General features: G+C 64.6%; 14 protein-coding genes, 2 tRNA genes and 1 pseudogene. 10 read left to right on the forward strand and 7 right to left on the reverse strand.

All coding sequences use genetic code 11. From position 1 onward, the window contains the following. The first annotated feature begins 8 nt into the window (after window positions 1–8). On the forward strand, window positions 9–749 hold the full coding sequence (locus tag BJ122_RS01615) for an amino acid ABC transporter ATP-binding protein (RefSeq protein WP_110779453.1): 741 nt from the start codon (window positions 9–11) through the stop codon (window positions 747–749). Between the two features lie 24 nt (window positions 750–773). Here the strand turns inward: BJ122_RS01615 and BJ122_RS01620 are convergent, their stop codons facing one another. The 4 genes from BJ122_RS01620 to BJ122_RS01635 all read right to left on the reverse strand — a co-directional run bounded on the left by BJ122_RS01620 (window position 774) and on the right by BJ122_RS01635 (window position 5,394). After that, window positions 774–1,811 carry a cysteine synthase A gene (locus BJ122_RS01620; protein ID WP_110779409.1) on the reverse strand — a complete coding sequence of 346 codons (1,038 nt, stop codon included), beginning with the start codon at window positions 1,809–1,811 and terminating at the stop codon, window positions 774–776. 81 nt (window positions 1,812–1,892) lie between these two features. Next, window positions 1,893–3,122, reverse strand: coding sequence for an SAM-dependent methyltransferase (locus tag BJ122_RS01625; RefSeq protein WP_110779410.1), 1,230 nt, complete (start codon window positions 3,120–3,122; stop codon window positions 1,893–1,895). Window positions 3,123–3,259: 137 nt separating this feature from the next. Then, complete coding sequence (locus BJ122_RS01630; protein WP_110779411.1) at window positions 3,260–4,075, reverse strand: DUF1365 domain-containing protein; 816 nt, start codon at window positions 4,073–4,075, stop codon at window positions 3,260–3,262. A 5-nt stretch (window positions 4,076–4,080) separates the two neighbouring features. Beyond that, window positions 4,081–5,394 carry an NAD(P)/FAD-dependent oxidoreductase gene (locus BJ122_RS01635; protein WP_110779412.1) on the reverse strand — a complete coding sequence of 438 codons (1,314 nt, stop codon included), beginning with the start codon at window positions 5,392–5,394 and terminating at the stop codon, window positions 4,081–4,083. A gap of 416 nt (window positions 5,395–5,810) precedes the next feature. Here BJ122_RS01635 and BJ122_RS01640 point away from each other — a divergent pair, with 416 nt between their 5' ends. The 6 genes from BJ122_RS01640 (at window position 5,811) to BJ122_RS01665 (ending at window position 15,632) form a co-directional block, all read left to right on the forward strand. Continuing rightward, window positions 5,811–7,232 carry an efflux transporter outer membrane subunit gene (locus tag BJ122_RS01640; protein WP_110779413.1) on the forward strand — a complete coding sequence of 474 codons (1,422 nt, stop codon included), beginning with the start codon at window positions 5,811–5,813 and terminating at the stop codon, window positions 7,230–7,232. Continuing rightward, on the forward strand, window positions 7,222–8,505 hold the full coding sequence (locus tag BJ122_RS01645; protein WP_110779414.1) for an efflux RND transporter periplasmic adaptor subunit: 1,284 nt from the start codon (window positions 7,222–7,224) through the stop codon (window positions 8,503–8,505). The genes BJ122_RS01640 and BJ122_RS01645 overlap by 11 nt, the downstream gene beginning before the upstream one ends. Before the next feature lie 16 nt (window positions 8,506–8,521). Then, complete coding sequence (locus tag BJ122_RS01650) at window positions 8,522–11,632, forward strand: efflux RND transporter permease subunit (protein WP_110779415.1); 3,111 nt, start codon at window positions 8,522–8,524, stop codon at window positions 11,630–11,632. Continuing rightward, the gene (locus BJ122_RS01655; RefSeq protein WP_110779416.1) at window positions 11,632–14,745 is read left to right on the forward strand and encodes an efflux RND transporter permease subunit; all 3,114 of its coding nucleotides are present in this window, start codon (window positions 11,632–11,634) and stop codon (window positions 14,743–14,745) included. Before BJ122_RS01650 ends, BJ122_RS01655 begins: the two co-directional genes overlap by 1 nt. 35 nt (window positions 14,746–14,780) lie before the next feature. Beyond that, window positions 14,781–15,503 carry a tRNA-uridine aminocarboxypropyltransferase gene (locus BJ122_RS01660; RefSeq protein WP_110779417.1) on the forward strand — a complete coding sequence of 241 codons (723 nt, stop codon included), beginning with the start codon at window positions 14,781–14,783 and terminating at the stop codon, window positions 15,501–15,503. Between the two features lie 55 nt (window positions 15,504–15,558). Continuing rightward, window positions 15,559–15,632: transfer RNA gene (locus BJ122_RS01665), tRNA-Cys, on the forward strand. Window positions 15,633–15,735: 103 nt separating this feature from the next. Here BJ122_RS01665 and BJ122_RS19105 read toward each other — a convergent pair. Both BJ122_RS19105 and BJ122_RS01670 read right to left on the reverse strand, forming a co-directional pair. Further along, the gene (locus BJ122_RS19105; RefSeq protein WP_181418846.1) at window positions 15,736–15,906 is read right to left on the reverse strand and encodes a hypothetical protein; all 171 of its coding nucleotides are present in this window, start codon (window positions 15,904–15,906) and stop codon (window positions 15,736–15,738) included. A 147-nt stretch (window positions 15,907–16,053) separates the two neighbouring features. After that, a complete protein-coding gene (locus tag BJ122_RS01670) occupies window positions 16,054–16,434 on the reverse strand; it encodes a hypothetical protein (protein WP_110779418.1) in 381 nt (126 codons plus the stop codon). A gap of 185 nt (window positions 16,435–16,619) precedes the next feature. Here BJ122_RS01670 and BJ122_RS01675 point away from each other — a divergent pair, with 185 nt between their 5' ends. Then, window positions 16,620–17,048, forward strand: coding sequence for a hypothetical protein (locus tag BJ122_RS01675; protein ID WP_110779419.1), 429 nt, complete (start codon window positions 16,620–16,622; stop codon window positions 17,046–17,048). A gap of 470 nt (window positions 17,049–17,518) precedes the next feature. Here the strand turns inward: BJ122_RS01675 and BJ122_RS01680 are convergent. Beyond that, window positions 17,519–17,593: transfer RNA gene (locus BJ122_RS01680), tRNA-Asn, on the reverse strand. A 419-nt stretch (window positions 17,594–18,012) separates the two neighbouring features. On the opposite strand from BJ122_RS01680, the gene BJ122_RS01690 reads away from it, so the two are divergent. Continuing rightward, on the forward strand, window positions 18,013–18,681 hold the full coding sequence (locus tag BJ122_RS01690) for a protein-L-isoaspartate O-methyltransferase family protein (protein ID WP_110779421.1): 669 nt from the start codon (window positions 18,013–18,015) through the stop codon (window positions 18,679–18,681). A gap of 200 nt (window positions 18,682–18,881) precedes the next feature. Further along, window positions 18,882–19,038: pseudogene (locus BJ122_RS19495) on the forward strand (TolC family outer membrane protein); the annotation flags it as partial.

Genomic DNA, 19,038 nt, shown 5'->3' on the forward strand with positions numbered 1-19,038 from the left:
ATCACAAGATGGCAGCGCAACCGATCGTCAGCATCGCCGGGCTCAACAAATGGTACGGCGATTTCCATGTGCTGCGCGACATCAGCCTTGATGTCGCACGCGGCGAACGGATCGTGATCTGCGGGCCATCCGGCTCCGGCAAATCGACCTTGATCCGCTGCGTCAACGCGCTCGAGGAATTTCAGGAAGGCCGCATCACGGTCGATGGCATCGAGCTTGGCCCCAATCTGCGCCATGTCGATGACATCCGCCGCGAAGTCGGCATGGTGTTCCAGAGCTTCAACCTGTTTCCGCATCTCACGGTGCTGGAGAATTGTACGCTGGCACCGATCTGGGTGCGCAACATCCCCAAGAAGGATGCCGAAGCAACCGCGATGAAATTCTTGGAGCGGGTGCGCATTCCCGATAAGGCCAACAAATATCCCGGGCAGATTTCCGGCGGCCAGCAGCAGCGCGTCGCGATCGCGCGCGCGCTATCGATGAACCCGAAAGTAATGCTGTTCGATGAGCCGACCTCAGCGCTTGACCCGGAGATGGTCAAGGAGGTGCTCGACACCATGGTCGATCTCGCGCAGGAGGGCATGACCATGCTGGTGGTGACCCATGAGATGGGTTTTGCCCGGCAGGTCGCCAACCGCGTGGTGTTCATGGATGCTGGCCAGGTGATCGAGGCCAACGAGCCGCAGGAATTTTTCGCCAATCCGCAGCACACGCGCACCAAGCTGTTTTTGAGCCAGATTTTGCGCTAGGGCACGCGCCATTGTTGCGAGGCGTTACCCCTCTGCGTACGGCACCGCGATATTGCTGCGCTTTTCCAGCCAGTCCGGCACCGGCAGATTCTTGGCGCGCATAAAATCCGGATTGAACAGTTTTGATTGATAGCGGCTGCCATAGTCGCACAGCATGGTCACGATGGTGTGGCCGGGGCCGAGATCGCGCGCCAAACGGATCGCGCCGGCGACATTGACGCCGGACGAGCCGCCCAGGCACAGCCCTTCGTGTTGCAAGAGATCATAGATCAGCGGCACCGACTCCTCGTCCGGGATCTGGTAGGCGCGGTCGATCACCGCGCCGTCGAGATTGGCGGTGATGCGGCCCTGGCCGATGCCTTCGGTGATCGAGGAGCCTTCGGCCTTCAGCGCGCCGTGGGCATAATAGTGATAGAGCGCCGAACCGGGCGGATCGGCGATCGCGACCTGAATATTCGGATTGAGCGCTTTTAGCCCGATCGAAACGCCGGCGAGCGTGCCGCCGGTGCCGACCGCGGACACGAAGCCATCGATTTTGCCATCGGTCTGCCGCCAGATTTCCGGCGCGGTGGTCTCGATATGAGCGTTGCGATTGGCGACGTTGTCGAACTGATTGGCGAAGATCGCGCCGCTCGGCTCGCTGGCCGCGAGCTGCGCGGTCAGCCGGCCGGCCAGCTTGACGTAGTTGTTGGGATTGGCGAACGGCACCGCCGGCACTTCGATCAGCTCGGCGCCGCACAGCCGCAGCATGTCCTTCTTTTCCTGGCTCTGCGTCTGCGGGATCACGATCACGGTGCGGAAGCCGAGCGCGTTCGCGACCAGCGCCAGACCGATGCCGGTGTTGCCCGCGGTGCCTTCCACCACCACGCCGCCCGGCCGCAGCGTGCCGCGCGCGATCGCGTCCTTGATGATGAACAGCGCCGCGCGGTCCTTGACCGACTGGCCGGGATTCATGAACTCGGCTTTGCCGAGAATGGTGCAGCCGGTGAGCTGCGACGCCTGCTTGAGCTTGATCAGCGGCGTGTTGCCGATCGCGGCGATGATGTCGCTGGAGATGGTCATGAATGCGCTGCCCGACCTGGTGCGTGAGAGGGAAGTGAGGTTCACGCACCGCAATCAGGTCATCTGACTTGCTACCGGATATCAGCCGGCTTTGGCGAACACCACTTGGCGGACGTCGATGTTGCCAGACCGGAAACCGGCCTCGCAATAGGCCAAGTAATATTCCCACAATCGCCGGAAGCGCTCGTCAAAGCCCAGTGTTAGCAGGCTCGGCCAGGCCGCGCGGAAATTGTCTCTCCAGGTCGCGAGCGTCTTGGCATAGTCTTCTCCAAAAATCCGCTCACGCACGACGGGAAGTCCAAACTTGTCGCCGAGCGAGCGCAGCACTTGCGGCGAGGGCAACATGCCGCCGGGGAACACGTAGCGCTGAATGAAATCGACCTCGCGGCGATAATTTTGGAAGAATCTGTCCTGAATGGTGATGGCCTGAATGCCGGCGAGCCCGCCGGGTGACAACCGGTCACGCAATTGTGCAAAATACTGCGGCCAGAACTGCTCGCCGACCGCTTCGATCATCTCGATCGAGGCGATGCGGTCATAAAAGCCGCGCTCGTCGCGATAGTCCTGCAGCTTGATCTCGACCTTGTCGGAGAGGCCGGCGTCGAAGATGCGTCGGCTAGCAAATTGGAACTGTTCGCGGCTGATGGTTAGGCCTGTGACTTTGACGTCATAGGTTTTGGCGGCGTATTCGGCAAAGCCGCCCCAGCCGCAACCGATTTCGAGCACGTGGTTGCCGGCGCGCAAATCGATGGCGTCAGCGAGCTTGCGATATTTGTTGAGCTGCGCGGCCGTGAGATCAGTTGTGTGGTCTTCGAAGATCGCCGCGGAGTAGGTCATACTCGGATCGAGCCAAGCGGAATAGAACGCATTGCCGATGTCGTAATGCGCAAAAATGTTTTTGCGCGCCTGGCGCTTGGTGTTGCGGTTGAACCAGTGTCGCACCGCTTGCACCAGCCGCATCACCGGATTGTCGCCCAGCATCGACTGGATCAACTCGTGATTGACGCAGAACAGATACAGGAACTGGGTGAGGTCGGGCGTATCCCAGTCGCGGCGCAGATAGGCTTCGGCGATGCCGATATCGCCACCTTGCACCAGCCGGGTCGCGAAGCCGTAGCCATACAAGGTCATCTGCGCGGCAGGGCCTGGCTCAGCGCCGCCCATGTGCAGCACGCGGCCATCGGGCAGCGTCACCTCCAGCGTTCCGCGTCGTAGTTTGGCGCCAAAGGTCAGCGCGGTGCGCACCATGCGCGGCAGATCGGCGAGTTCATGCTCGACATTGTCGGGCGTCAGCAGGATCGGTTCAGTCATTCGCAACCCACGGACCAAAGGCTCTGAGAGCAATGCTCTCGGGTCGAGGTAATTGGGTCGGCTGGTGGCTGACAGTTGATCGTCGGAACCGTCAACGCCGAAGCCGCCGATGACACGCCGGGCAGACCCGGCGACAACTAACCACGATCAATATAATCATCGCCGCTGCGTGCAGCCAAGCCCGGCGCCGGTGTTGGCAGGGCTGGACGTGGCACCAATCGCGCACCTTTGATCCAAAGCCGCAGCGCTTCCCAATGAATCGCCGCCATCACCTTGAGCGTCAGCAGCGGCACCTTCAGTATGGAGCGCAGCAACGCGCTCGAGGTCAACGCGCGGCGCTCGCCGCAGAAGGTGGCGGCGAGCACCGGACCTTCGGCGCTGGTCTCAAGGATGCGAATCTTCACAGTGTCGCCGGGCGGCACGATGCGGAAGTGATAGCGCATCGCCATCTCGATGAAGGGCGAGACGTAAAAGGTCTTGTCTTGCTGCTGTCGCAAACCAGCCGGGCTGATCTCGCCGGGCTGCACCGGGTGAACATAAGGATGGATGTCGCCAAAAGTGTTGCGCACCTCATAGATGACCAGCACGAGCGCGCCATCGGCGCGGTAGCCAAAATACACCGACAGCGGATTGAACGTGTAACCGAGTAGCCGCGGGTAGCACAGCAGCAGCACCGTGCCGCCGGTCAGGTCGACGCCGTGCTCGGCGGCACAGCGCTGCACATGAGCGCGCAGCGGCGATCCGTCGCGCGGCCCGTGGTCGCGCTCATCAAAACTATAGACCGCACGCCGGTTGACGCCGAACAGCGGGCTGAGCCGATCGGCTTCGGCGAGCCGGTCGAGATCGATCAACAGGCTCATCACGCGGTAGCTGAAGCGATGCGCCATCGGGCGCATTCGGGCGTGCATCACCGGGCCGAAATATAGCGCGGCAGCGGCGGGGCGCTCTGGCATGGCGGTTACTCCGCGGCCTCGGCAATCGGAGCCGGCGTCGCGCGCCACGGCACTGTGGCGCCAAGCGCTTCGGCGACTTTCAGTCCGCTGCGCAGGCCGTCCTCATGGAAACCATAGCCGGTCCAGGCGCCGGCATACCAAGTGTGCCGCTGACCCTGGATATCTTGCAAGCGTTGCTGCGCTGCAAAGGCCGCGCTGTCATACAGCGGATGCTCGCAGAAGAATTCGCCGAACGTCAAGTCCGGGTCGGGCGCGAACGGCGGGTTCAGGCTGACGAATAGCGGCTTGTCATCGGGCAGCGATTGCAGCCGGTTCATCCAATAGGTGACGGCGAGATCGTTGACGCAGTCGCCTTGCCGCGGCCAACGCAGATAGTTCCAGCAGGCCCAGGCGTTGCGGCGCTTGGGCATCAGGCGCGGGTCGCGGTGCAGATAAAGCTGGTTGGGCGAATAGCGGATCCCTCCGAGCACGGTGCGCTCGTGCTCGGAGGGATCGCTGAGCATCGAAAGGGCCTGATCGCTATGGGTGGTGATCACCACATGGTCATAGTGATCGCGGCCGCCCTTGCTGTCGGTGATGGTGACGCCATTGCCAGTCCGTTCGATGCCGGTGACCGCGCAGCCGACACGGATCTGGTCACGGAATGACGCGGTCAGGGCATCGACATAGCGCCGGCTGCCGCCGCGGATCGAGCGCCACACCGGCCGGTCATATTGCAGCAGCCGATGGGTCGAGAAGAAGTCGACGAACCGTTCTGCGGGAAACTGCTCGACCTGCTGCGCCGGGGTCGACCAGATTGACGCGCCCATCGGCGCGAAATAATCGGTGAGCAGCCGCCGCGGGTAGCCGCGCTCGTCAAAATACTGGCCGAGGGTCTTGTCCTTCAGCCGTCCGGCCGCAAGGTCGGCGACGGACTGCTCGTTGAAGGTCAGGATCGCGCGCAGCATGCGCAAGTATGACAGCGACAGCAGGTTGCTGGGCTGGGCGAACAGGCCGCGCGCGGTTTCCCGCCAGCTGGTGCCGCCGCCCATCCATTCAAACCGGCCGCCGTCGGCGCTGACCGAAAAGCTCATGCAGCTCGGCGCGGTTTCGACGCCGAGATGCTGCAACAGCGCGGTGAAGTCGGGGTAGTTTAGCTCGTTATAGACGATGAAGCCGATATCGACCGCGATTGGTGTGCCGTCATAATCGATATCGATGGTATGGCTGTGGCCGCCGGTGCGTAATTCCCGCTCGTAGATGGTGACCGGGTATCGCTTCGACAAAGCCCAAGCCGCAGCGTTGCCGGCGATTCCCGTCCCGATAATGGCGACCCGCATTCCTACCCCCGCCTGTGTTATGTTCGAACTACGGGAACACGGCGGGTTCGGTTTCATAATTCTGGCGGTCGGGTTCCGGCTCATTGGGCGCTGGCCGATTGATGGGGCCGGGAAGATGAAATCTTCGTAAGATTTGGCCCTGTGGTAAACCGCGTCCGCCGTGCTTTGTGCGTCGAATTTGGTATTACTTGCAGGCACTTACCGCGCGGCAGCGGCGTTTGGCGGCCGCACTTGGGCCGGCATGGGGTCTGTCCGTCAGCGGAACGGACCGATAAAATGATATAGGTTGGGCAATTCCTCGAACTGGTCCCGGTAACAGTGTTCAAGAGTTCGTTTGCAAGCATCTCCCGCAGCCCATTGGGGCGGGCGGGGGCATGGCAGGTGGGTGCCGATCAAGGGCCGGGGACTTCGGGCGTATGAGTGCCACCTCATCGCGATCGGGCCGGTTGGTCAGAACGGCGGCGGCGTTGTCATTGGCGCTGAGCGCCGGCGGCTGCCTTTTGACCAACGATTTGCCCGATCCGGCGCTCGATGTGCCGTCTGCCTACAAGGCCGGGCGCCCGGGCGGACCGGATGCCGGGCCGTCGCTCGACTGGTGGCGCGGCTTTCGCTCCGCCGAGCTGACCTCGCTGATGCAGGAGGCGCAGTCGGTCAATCTCGACATCGCCGCGGCCACCGCGCGCATGCGCCAGGCCGACGCCCAGGCCCGCATCACCGGATCGTCGCTGCTGCCGCTGATCAATGGCGATGCTGATGTGATCCGCCGCAAGAACGGCTCGGCCACCAGCGTCAGCACCTACACCACCTCGCTCAGCGCCAGCTATGAAATCGATTTCTGGGGCAAGAACCGCGAGGCGACCATTGCCGCCGAAGAGGGCGCCAACGCCGCCCGGTTCGACCGTGACGTGGTGGCGCTGACCACGCTCGCCAGCGTCGCCAATGCCTATTTCCAGGTGCTGGCCGCGCAGGACCGGATCCGCACCGCCAAGCGCAATATCGCCAGCGCCGAGCGCATCCTGGACGCCATTAAGCAGCGCCAGAATGTCGGCACCAGCAGCGCGCTCGACGTCGCCCAGCAGGAAAGCGTGCTCGCCAATCAGCGCGCCAGCCTGCCGCCGCTGCGGCTGACGCTGGCGCAAAACATCAACACGCTGGCGACGCTGGTCGGCCGGCCGCCGGAAAGTGTTACCATTGCCGGCGGCTCGCTCGATCAGATCGCGGCGCCGCGGGTCAAACCCGGGCTGCCGTCGCAATTGTTGACCCAGCGGCCGGACATCCGCCGCCAGGAAGCGCGGCTGGCGGCGGCGACCGCCAATGTCGGCAGCGCCCGCGCGCAATTGTTTCCGAGCATCCAGCTCACCGGCCAGGGCGGCTATCAGAGTGTGGCGCTGGCGGCGCTGTTCACGCCGCAGGCGGCGTTCACCACCGCGGCCGCCAGCCTGACGCAGCCGATTTTTGACGGCGGCCGGCTGCTGTCCAATCTCGATCTCACCAAGGCGCAGCAGGACGAACTGCTGCAGACCTATCGCAAGACCGTGGTGTCGGCTTTTGCCGACGTCGACAATGCGCTGGAATCGATTCGCCAGAACACGGAACGGCTGCGATTGCAGCGCAAGGTGGTGGAATCGTCGCGTCGCGCCTTCGATCTCGCCGAACAGCAATTGCGCGCCGGCACCGCCGACATCGTCACGGTGCTCAATACCCAGCTGACGCTGTTCTCAGCCGAAGACACGTTGTCGCAAGCGCAGCTGTCGCGGCTGCTCGCCGTTGTCAGCCTGCACCAGGCGCTGGGTGGCGGCTGGGGACCAGGGACAGAAGGAACGGTTGATGCTCTTTAAGCCGCAATCCAAGGAGCAGCCGGAGCAGGAGGCTGCGACGGCAGCCGCGCCGTCGCCCCAGTCCGCCTCAAAGCCGAGGCGCGGGCGGGCGCTGGCGATCACCGCGCTGATCCTCGGCGCCATGGGGCTGGTCGGCTGGTGGGCATTCCAGCCCAAGCAGAGCGGGCCGCGCGGCCGGCCGGACATGGCGGTGCCGGTGTTGGCCGCGAGCGCCAAGGTCGAGGACGTGCCGGTCTATCTCGACGGCGTTGGCGCGGTGCGCGCGCTCAACACCGTGACGGTGCGCGCCCAGGTCGATGGCAAGCTGATCGCGGTGCATTTTAAGGAAGGGCAGGACGTCAAGGCCGGCGACGTGCTCGCCGAAATCGATCCGGCGATCTATCAGGCGCAATACGACCAGGCGGTCGCCAAGAAGGCGCAGGACGAAGCGCAGCTCGCCAATGCCAGGATCGACCTTTCGCGCTATCAGCAGCTCGCGGCCTCGACTGCGGGCTCCAAGCAGCAGGCCGACACCCAGCGCGCCGTGGTGGCGCAGCTGGAAGCCCAGGTGCGCGCCGATCAGGCCGCGATCGACAATGCCGCGGCGACGCTGAGCTATACCAAGATCGTGGCGCCGATTTCCGGCCGTGCCGGTCTGCGGCTGGTCGACAAGGGCAATATCATCCGCGGCGCCGACACCACCGGCATTGTGGTGCTGACCCAGTTGCAGCCGATCGCGGTGCAGTTCAGCCTGCCGCAGCAGCAGATCGTGCGCGTCAACGCTGCGGCCGCCAAGGGGCCGCTCAGCGTCGACGTGTTCGGCAATGACGGCGTCACCGTGGTCGATACCGGCCAGCTGCGCGGCATCGACAACCAGGTCGATCAGACCACCGGCACCGTGAAGCTGAAGGCCGAGTTCCCGAACGAGCGCTTCCAGCTGTGGCCGGGGCAGTTCGTCAATGTCCGCCTCAAGGTCGAGGTGCTGAACCAGGCGCTGGTGGTGCCGAGCTCGGCGGTGCAGCGCGGTCCGGCCGGCACATTCAGCTATGTGATCGGCGCCGAGGACCGGGTCGCGGCGCGGCCGGTGCAGGTGTTGCAGCAGAACGAGACCGAAGCGGTGATCGCCTCGGGCCTGGAGCGCGGCGACCGGGTGGTCACCACCGGCTTTGCCAATCTCGCCGACGGCGCCAAGGTCCGGGTCGGCAATCGCGACCCCGGCTTGAAGCCGGACCTCGCGCCGAAGCAACGCCAGGGCCGCGGCGGTTCGGGCGGGCCGGGCGGCGGCGGCCATTGATGGGAGCGGGGCGGCCATGAGCGTTTCCGCACCCTTCATCCGGCGCCCGATCGCAACCTCGCTGCTCGGCATCGCGCTGATGCTGGGCGGCTTGCTCGGCTATTTCGCAATGCCGGTGTCGGCGCTGCCGCAGGTCGATTTCCCGACCGTGCAGGTCACGACGCAATTGCCGGGCACCAGTCCCGATACGGTGGCGTCGCTGATCACGGCGCCGCTGGAGCGGCAGCTCGGGCAAATCCCGTCGCTGACGGCGATGACCTCGACCAGCTCCTATGGCGTCAGCCAGATCTCGCTGCAATTTGCGCTCGATCGCGACATCGACGGCGCGACCCAGGACGTGCAGGCCGCGATCAACGCCGCCGCCGGCATTTTGCCGAAAAACCTGCCGTATCCACCGATTTACGCCAAGGTCAATCCGGCCGACGCGCCGGTGATGACGCTGGCGCTGACCTCCGACACCGTCTCGATCCGGGCGATGAGTGATCTCGCCGATACGCTATTGGCGCAGCGGCTGGCGCAGGTGTCGGGCGTCGGCCGGGTCAGCGTGCTTGGCGGCTTAAAACCGGCGGTGCGCATCCAGGCCGACCTCGCGCGCCTTGCCGCCTATGGCATCTCGATGGAGGATCTGCGCGCGGCGATCGCCGGCGCCAATGTCTCGGGGCCGAAGGGCTCGCTCGACGGCGCGCAGCAGTCCTACACCATCGCCGCCAATGATCAGATCTCCATTGCCGACGCCTATCGGCCGATCATCGTCGCCTATCGCAATGGCGCCCCGGTCACGATCGGCGACATCGCGCAGATTCTGGACGGCCTCGAAAACGACCGCACCGGCGGCTGGTACAACGGCACGCCTGCGGTGGTGCTCGACATCCAGCGCCAGCCCGGCGCCAATGTCATCGAGGTGGTGCGCCAGATCCAGGAGCTGATCCCCAAATTGCAGCAGGCGGTGCCGGCCGGGGTCAAGCTCACCGTGGTGTCGGACCGCACCGACACCATCCGCGCCTCGGTGCACGACGTGCAGTTCACGCTCGGGCTGGCCGTGGTGCTGGTGACGCTGGTGGTGCTGCTGTTCCTGCGTTCGATGCGCGCCACCATCATCGCCGGCGTGGCGCTGCCGCTGTCGCTGATCACCAGTTTTGGCGTGATGTATTTTGCTGGCTTCAGCCTCGACAATCTGTCGCTGATGGCGCTGACCATCGGCACCGGATTCGTGGTCGACGATGCGATCGTGATGATCGAGAACATCGTGCGCCATATCGAGGACGGCGAAAGCCCGATGCAGGCGGCGTTTGCCGGCGCCCGCGAGATCGGCTTTACCGTGATCTCGCTGACGATGTCGCTGATCGCGGTGTTCATCCCGCTATTGTTCATGTCCGGCCTGATCGGCCGCATGTTCCGCGAATTCGCGCTGACCTTGACCATCGCGGTGGTGACCTCGGCGGTGGTGTCGCTGACCCTGACGCCGATGATGTGCTCGCGGCTGCTGAAGCCGTCGCATCAGGAGCGGCGCGTGCCCGGGCTCGCCACCATCAGCGGCTGGATCGACGCGCTCGCTCGCTATTACCACCGCTCGCTGCTGTGGGTGCTGCAGCGCCAGCGCGCGACCTTGATCCTGACCCTGGTCACGGTCGCGGCCACCTTGATGCTGTATGTGGTCGTGCCCAAGGGCTTCTTGCCGCTACAGGACACCGCGTCAATCACCGCGGTGACCGAAGCCGGCCCCGACGTGTCGCTGGCCGCAATGCGGGATCGCCAGCAGCAGGCCGCGGAAGCCATTCGCGCCGATCCCGACGTGGTCGGCGTGGTGTCGGTGATCGGCGCCGGCTCGGTCAACCCGACCCCCAATGTCGGCCGGCTGGTGATGACGCTGAAGCCGCGCGGCGAGCGCGCCGCCGATATCGGCGAAGTGATCGCGCGGCTGAAACAGCGCGTCGCCGCCATTCCCGGAATCACGGTGTATTTCCAGGCGGTGCAGGATGTGCAGATCTCGACCCAGTCGAGCCGCTCGCAATATCAATACACCCTGACCGGGACCGATAGCGCGCAGGTGTCGGAATGGGCGGGCCGCCTGATCAAGGAGATGCGCGCCGATCCGGTGTTCCGCGACGTCTCGACCGAAGCGCAGGAGGGCGGCTTGCGCGCCGCGCTCGACATCAACCGGCAGCGCGCCGGCCAGCTGGGCGTCAGCCTGCAAAGCATCAACGACACGTTGAACGATGCCTTTGCGCAGCGGCAGATTTCCACCATCTACGGCCAAGCCAATCAGTATCGCGTGGTGCTGGAGGCGATGCCGATCTATCAGCGCGATCCCTCGGTGCTGTCAAAGCTTTATGTGCCGGGCGCGGGCGGCGCGCAGGTGCCGATCTCGGCAGTGGCGGAGCTGAACCGCACCACCGCGCCGTTGGCGATCTCGCACCGCGCCCAGTTCCCGGCGGTGCCGCTCAGCTTCAATCTCGCGCCGGGCGCGGCGCTCGGCGACGCCGTCAAGGCGATCAAGGCGATCGAACAGCGCATCGAGATGCCGGGCAGCATTGTCGGCCTCTATTCGGGTGACGCTGCCGAATTCTCCAAGTCGCTGGCCGGCCAGCCCTGGCTGCTGCTGGCGGCGATCATCACCATCTACATCGTGCTCGGCGTTCTGTACGAGAGCTACGTCCACCCGATCACCATCCTGTCGACGCTGCCTTCGGCCGGCATCGGCGCGATCCTTGCCCTGATGCTGTTCGGCCAGGACCTTTCGGTGATCGGGCTGATCGGCATCATCCTGCTGATGGGCATCGTCAAGAAGAACGCCATCATGATGATCGACTTCGCGCTCGATGCCGAGCGCGAGCAGGGGCTGTCGTCCTATGACGCGATCGTGCAGGCCTGTCTGCTCAGGTTCCGGCCGATCATGATGACCACGCTGGCGGCGCTGTTCGGCGCGCTGCCGCTCGCGATCGAAAGCGGCACCGGCGCCGAACTGCGCTTTCCGCTCGGCATCTCTATCGTCGGCGGCCTGCTGCTGAGCCAGTTGCTGACGCTGTACACCACGCCGGTGATCTATCTGGCGCTCGACCGGCTCAACCGGCGCGTCGAGCGCGCTCTGCCACCGGCCTCGGCCGATGCCGCCGGGACGGCGCGCTGATGGCGTCGCTCTCCGAGCCATTCATTCGTCGTCCGGTCGGAACCACGCTGCTATCGTTTGGCCTGCTGCTGATCGGGCTGGTGGCGTATCGTTTCCTGCCGGTCGCGGCGCTGCCCAATGTAGACTTCCCGATGATCTTCGTCTCGGCGGCGCGTCCGGGGGCGGCGCCGGCCGTGATGGCCGCGACCGTGGCGGCGCCGCTGGAGCGCCGGCTCGGCGAGATCGCCGGCGTTGATCAGATCACCTCGACCAGTTCGCTCGGTCAGACCCGGATACAACTGCAATTCGAGATCGGCCGCGACATCGATCGCGCCGCGCGTGACGTGCAGGCCGCCATCAATGCCGCGATGCGCGATCTGCCAACCGACATGCCGACCATGCCGAAGTTCCGCAAGGCCAACTCGGCGGCGATGCCGGTGTTCATTCTGGCGCTGACCTCGAAAACCATGTCCACCGGCGCGGTCTATGACATCGCCGACACCGTGCTGGCGCAGCGCATCTCGCAAGTGCCCGGCGTCGGCGAGGTCTCGGTGTCCGGCGCCGATCAGCCCGCGGTGCGGATCGCGCTCAATCCGGTGGCGCTGTCCAATGCCGGCATTGCTACCGACGACGTGCGCGCCGCGGTGGTCGCCGCCAATCCGCTGGCGCCGGCTGGCATGTTCGACGGCGCGCTGCAGAGCGAGACGCTGTCGATCAATCGCCAGATGCGCAGCGCCGACGAATTCCGCGACATTGTGGTGAAAAGCGCGAACGGCACCACGCTGCGCCTTGGCGACGTCGCGACCGTCGAGAACGCCACCCGCTCCAGCCGCTCGATAGCCTGGTACAACAAGCAGCCGGCGGTGCTGATCGTGATCACCAAGCAGAGCGCGGCCAATGTCATCGAGACCGTCGACCGCGTCAAAGCGCTGCTGCCGGAACTGAAGCAGTGGATTCCGGCTGGCATCGAGATTTCCACGGTCACGGACCGTACCGGCACCATCCGCGCCAGTGTCGAGGACATGGAATGGACGCTGCTCGCCACCGCGATCCTGGTGATGGTGGTGGTGTTCATGTTCCTGCGGCGCGGCACGCCGACCATCGCCGCTGGGGTATCAGTGCCGCTGGCGCTGGCGGGCACCTGTGCCTGCATGTGGCTGGCGGGCTTTTCGATCAACAATCTGTCGCTGATGGCGCTCGCGATCGCGGTCGGCTTCGTGGTCGACGACGCGATCGTCATGATCGAGAATATGTACCGCAATCTCGAGCGAGGCATGGCGCCGCTGCAGGCCGCGCTCGACGGCGCCAAGCAGATCGGGTTCACGGTGCTGTCGATCAGCCTGTCGCTGGTCGCGGCGTTCACGCCGCTGCTGTTCATGGACGGCGTGGTCGGCCGGCTTTTGCGTGAATTCTCGCTGACGCTGACCTTTGCGATCGCGTTTTCGACCATCGTGTCGCTGACCGTGACGCCGATGATCTGCGCGCATTACATCCGCCGCATCCCGGAGCAGCGCAACAATCTGTTCGACCGCATGGTCGAAGGATCGGTGGCCGCGCTGGTGCGGTTCTATGCCTGGACGCTGGAGGCAGTGCTCAAATTGCCGGCGCTGACCATGCTGGTGTTTTTTGCCACCATCGCGCTGACGGTGACGCTCTACATCAAAACCCCAAAAGGTTATTTCCCGATCGATGATTCCGGTTTCGTGATCGGCTCGACCAGGGCCTCGGCCGACATTTCGTTCCAGGCGATGCGCGATCTGCAGGAAAAGCTCGCTGACATCGTGATGGCCGATCCGGCGGTGCAGAGCGTCGGATCGACGCTCGGCGGCGGGGGCGGGCCGGGCGGCAGCGGCTCCAATCGCGGCACCATGTTCATTGCGCTAAAACCGATGGCGGAGCGCGACGGCGTCTCGACCCAAGCGGTGATCGATCGGCTGCGCCGCAATCTCAATTCGGTCGCCGGCATCCGGCTGTTCATGTTTGCGGCGCAGGATCTGCGCGGCGGCGGAAGGCAGAGCGACTCCGACTATCAATACACGCTGATCAGCCCCGATCTTGATCTGTTGCAGACCTGGGCGCCGCTGGTCGCCAAGCGCATGGAGAGCGTCGAAGGCATCACCGACGTGTCGGCGGATCGCGATCCCGGCGGCCTGCAACTGACGCTCGAGATCGACCGCAAGCGCGCGTCCAGTCTCGGCGTACAGGTGAAGGACATCGATGACGCGCTTAATAACGCGTTCTCGCAGCGCCAGATCGCCACCATCTACACGCAGCGCAACCAATATCAGGTGGTGCTGGAGATCGATCCGCGCTTTCAGAAGGACCCGACCGATCTCGACCGCATCTATGTCGCCGGCGCCGATGGCGCGCAGATTCCGCTATCCGCGGTGGTGCGGTTCAAGCGTGATCTGACCGCGCTGTCGGTCTATCACTCGCAGTCGTTTCCCTCGGTGACGGTGTCGTTCAATCTGCAACCGAACGTGCCGTTGCAGGTCGCGACCAGCAATATCCAGCAGGCGGTCGAGGAGCTGCACATGCCGGAGGGCATTCGCGGCACTTTTGACGGCAATGCCGGCGATTTTGGCAAGACCAGCGGCCGTCAGCCTTTGCTGATCCTCGGCGCGTTCGTGGCGATGTATATCGTGCTTGGCGTGCTCTATGAGAGCTTGGCGCATCCGATCACGATCATTTCGACGCTGCCCTCGGCCGGGCTCGGCGCGCTGCTGGCGCTGCAGCTCACCGATACGCCGCTGACCGTGATCGCCTTTGTCGGCATCATTCTGCTGATCGGCATCGTCAAGAAGAACGGCATCATGATGGTCGATTTCGCGCTGGAGGCTGAACGGCAGCGCGGGCTGCCGTCGGCCGAGGCGATCTTCGAGGCCTGTATCGTCCGGTTCCGGCCGATCCTGATGACGACGCTGGCGGCGGTGTTCGCGGCGATCCCGCTGGTGATCGCGGTTGGGCCCGGCACCGAGCTGCGCCGGCCGCTCGGCATCACCATTATTGGCGGGCTGCTGGCGTCGCAGATTTTGACGCTGTACACGACGCCGGTGATCTACCTGCTGATCGACCGGCTGCGGCAGCGCTGGAGCCGCGCACCGGCCGCCACGACCGCAGGCCAGGGGCCATAGCTGCCGGGCCGCAAAGGCGCAGCGGAGAGTTTGCGATGTCCACCACTCCGGAACACAATCTCGACGCCGCTGCTGAGGTGGCCGACTGCCCGCGCTGCCAGAAGGCGATGCCACTCTGCGTGTGCGACGGCATCACCGCGCTCAGCAACAAGATCGCGGTGCTGATCCTGCAGCATCCGCAGGAGCAGGACCGGGCGCTTGGCACGGCGCGGCTGACGGCGCTGCATCTGGATAATGCCGTGCTGAAAGTCGGCTTGTCGTGGCCGAGCCTCGCCAAAGCGCTCGGGCGGCCGGTCGCCGATCCATCGCGCTGGGCGATTCTCTATCTCGGCTCGGCCAAGGCTGCCGAGCTTGCTGCCGGGCAGGAGCTGGTGGCGCTCGACCGCAAGGGTGAACTGGCCGCCAATCAGAGTGACATTTTGCGCCACATCCAGGGCGTGGTGGTGCTGGATGGCACCTGGAGCCAGGCCAAGGCGCTGTGGTGGCGCAATCCGTGGATGCTGAAATGCCAGCGGGTGATTCTCGGGCCGAAGGCGCCATCGCGCTATGGCCGGCTGCGCCGCGAGCCGCGCCGCGACGGTCTTTCGACCCTGGAAGCGGTCGGGCTGCTGCTCGGGCGGCTGGAAAAGCGCCCCGAACTCGAGCAGGCGCTGCTGGCGAGCTTTGAGCGTATGCTGGCGAGGTTCCGGGAAGTGCAGGCGGTGCGGCCGGATTTGGCGCCGCGCCCGGCGCCGCGCCGTGATCGCCGCCGTCGATAACAGTGACAGCGTCAGTTGATTATCGGCGAGAGGCTGTATAGAAGTCCGGCCATGGGGCCACGTGGCGGAGTGGTTACGCGCCGGTCTGCAAAACCGTTTACTCGGGTTCGATTCCCGACGTGGCCTCCAGAAACCCCGACATTGCCGACATCGACATTTACAAGATCGTCACGGACGCAGCGGTAGCTGACACCGCCATCGCGTCATGGTCGAGCGCGGGCAGGGCGTCCGCTCAGGCGATGAAATCGTCGGGAAACGGCAGCAGCGGCCATTCCAAGCCATTGTCATTGGCGGCGCGCGGCGGCAGCCGGATCACCTGTGCCGACGGCATATTGTCCTGGGTGCTGTCGTCCAAAGCCCAGGCGATATCATCCAACATCTGGTTGTATTCGTACTCGTTCATCACACCGTCCCCCTGATTGAGGGCGAGTGTGACAGAGCGCTGTTGTTGGCCGGTTGCGCCGATTGCTGCAATTTTAGCGAAAATGCCGGATAGCTGCCGCCGCGCCGTCAAATGTTAATCTGGCGTCGCGCGGCGGGGTAGGTATCCTCACTGGCACAGATGGGTGCGGCCATCCTCGCCCTGGAACCAGGTGCCGGGCTGGCAGACAAAGCCATTGCGCCGCGCAAAGCGGTCGTCATAGCCAAAGCGGTCGTCATAATAGGCGTACGGCCCGCCGAACGGCGCGGTTGCGATCGCGCCTGCGGCCCCGAGCGCGCCGCCGACCACGCCTGCCGCCACTTCGCCGGGCCAAAAACCGTAACCTTGCTGGGCCAGCCGGCGCTGTTCGGCCTGACGTTGCTGGTCGCTGACATAGGGCCGGTTATTAGGGCTCCAGCCGGGGCGGGCGACGTTCTGCTGGGCGAAGGCTGCGCTGGTGGCGGAGACGGCAAGCACCGTCGCCGTAACGATCAATCCGATTCGTTTCATGCGGTTGCTCCTGCTTGAGAGCCTGACCAACCGGCGCCCTGGCAAGACGTTCCGAGGCGGCGTGGCGCTCACCGCTCGATCGCGATCTGTTGGCGAGCGCGGTAGACGAGCACCGGGAACGAAGCGGGGCGCTGATCTTTATCTCTCGCGCTGGGTGGCCCTTTCGACATGTGAGGAGATCTTCCATGTGCGATTACAGTCTGAGTGGTGTTGCCTCGAGACCGGCGAAAGTGGCGGAGACGCTGGTTTCGACCGGGTTCGCGCAAACCTCGACCAGGGGGTTTGCGTCAGTGGAGGATGAGGCGGTCGCGGTCTGCATGATGCCGGGCACCGAAATCGCTTTTGCCCATGATGTCCGGGTGCAGCGCACCATCTTCCGCAGCACGGTGCATCAGAAACTGGCCCGGTTCCGCAAGATCAACGAGGATCAGCCCAACCAGCATCACGACGCGCTGGAATTCGCCGATGGCACCGTGGTGCTGGTGAACGATCTTCTCCCCGGGCAGCAGGCCGTGGTGCTGCAGCTGCCGGCCGACGCGGTCGAGCACGGCCAGGAGCCGGAGCGCACGGCGGCGCCTTCACCGGTCGCCGAGCCGGAGCCGGTACGGATCTAGTGGCGCGCTAAAGCCGGTTGCTGAAACCGCAACGTGCGATGCAATGCGGCTGGATCGCAGCCCGATCCGGCCGCTTTGTGATGGGGATTCAATTCCGAACAGGCGAGGCGCGGAATCAGCTGCGGCGGCCCGGCGCGCTCGGGTCCGTGCCATCAGAGGCCGGCGAGTCGCCAGGCGGGCCCTGTAGAGGCCGTCCGATCCCGCTCAATCACCCGTGCCATGCCTGAAATGTCGCCGCTCGCGCCGTCGATCAGCAGCCCGCCGTAATCGGCGGTGCGCACGCCTTCATGCTTCGTCTTATCTGATCGCAGCAAATTCCAGGGAATGAATGCGTTTTTGATGGTTTGCCAAAGCGACGTCGGGCGCCTCCGCACACCGGCGAGGGGTGTCGATGCGGCACAGCTCAGGCGCCGCGCGGCTTCGCTTCAGCCATTGCGTGATCTGCTTGGGATATGTGCTTGGAATATAAATGGCTCCCCGGGCCGGATTCGAACCAGCGACCAACCGGTTAACAGCCGGTTGCTCTACCACTGAGCTACCAGGGAACAGCGCGAAACCTCGTCGCGTGCGGAGCGTATAACAAAGCTCGATCGGCTTGCAAAGAGGGAAGTGACGGTTCCGCGACCGGAATTGTCGACTTTTTCAAAGATTGTTACAAACAATTGGAATATCGAGCAAAAATATTCGAATGACAGCGCTGAAGCAGGCTGTTGAGGGCCGTCTGACCACGGTATTCGCGCCGCCGGCGCCGCTCAGCGGACATTTCCCGTGCGTTTTCGGCGTGAGGGTGCACCAGATTCTCGCCGCGTCCAGTGGCAGGCTCACAGCCTGGCGGTTTGGCGATGCGATTGGGAGGCCGTCATGCACCGCCGATGGTTGCGTCGAGCGTTGCGTTTTCAAATCCCTTGCATCAAACATGGCACGCCTCGGCAAGAAGCCGTGACGATTGCAGGGATTTTTGGGGATGTCGGACTATTCCACCGCCCGCCGCAACATGGTCGACGGGCAGATTCGGCCGAGCAGCGTCACTGACTGGCGCATCATTGATGCGATGCGCGCCGTGCCGCGCGACGGCTTTGTGCCGCCGAGCCTGCGCGACATGTCTTATCTCGACCTCGACCTCAACGTCGCCGGGCCGGGCGAGCCGCAGCGCTGCCTGCTGCGCCCTGCGGTGACCGCGCGGCTGCTGCAGGCCGCCGATCTGCATAGCGATGATCATGTGTTGGTGGTGGGCTGTGCCACCGGCTATCTCGCGGCGCTCGCCGCCAAGCTGGCCAGCCGTGTGACCGCCACCGAGAGCGAGCCGGTGCTGGCCGAACAGGGCCGCGACACGCTCAAGCGCCTCGGCGGCTTCGGCAATATCGAGCTGCAGACCGCGCCGAACGAGCAGGGCGCGCCGGACCGGGCACCGTTCGATGCCATTATCCTGAATGGGGCCACCGAGATCGTGCCGATATCATTATACCAGCAGCTCCGTAATGGCGGGCGTTTGGTGGGAATCTTCGCGCGCAACCAGCCGCCGCGCGCCGAGATCGTGATTCGATCCGAGGACGATTTCGGCAGCCGGGTGCTGTTCGATGCCGCCGCGCCGGTGCTGCCGGGGTTGCAGCGGCCGGTCGAGTTCGCGTTTTGATCTCGCTGCGCGGCCGGAGAACAAAATCAAGTGTGGCCCGAACGACCCAGCGCCACAGCTTTCGTTGGCGGAACAGGCTTCCGGGGTTCCTTCGCGAAAATCGCTAGCATATGGTGACAGAGATGTCTGGGGATGGGGCACGGCTAACTGAGTCCCGGGGTCAATCTCGGTTTGCCATGACCAGCAATGGATTACGCAGGATGGGTGGGTTTCTGAAACTGGCGGCCGGCGTTAGCCTTGTGGCATTGGCGCTGTCGCCACTCGCCGCGGCGCCAGTGTCGGCGGACACCATTGAGGCGGCGTTGGTGCGGGCCTATCAGAGCAATCCGCAGCTCAATGCGCAGCGCGCCTCGGTGC

Origin of the sequence: Rhodopseudomonas faecalis (assembly GCF_003217325.1) — a bacterium.
In the GTDB taxonomy this organism is placed as follows: domain Bacteria; phylum Pseudomonadota; class Alphaproteobacteria; order Rhizobiales; family Xanthobacteraceae; genus Rhodopseudomonas; species Rhodopseudomonas faecalis.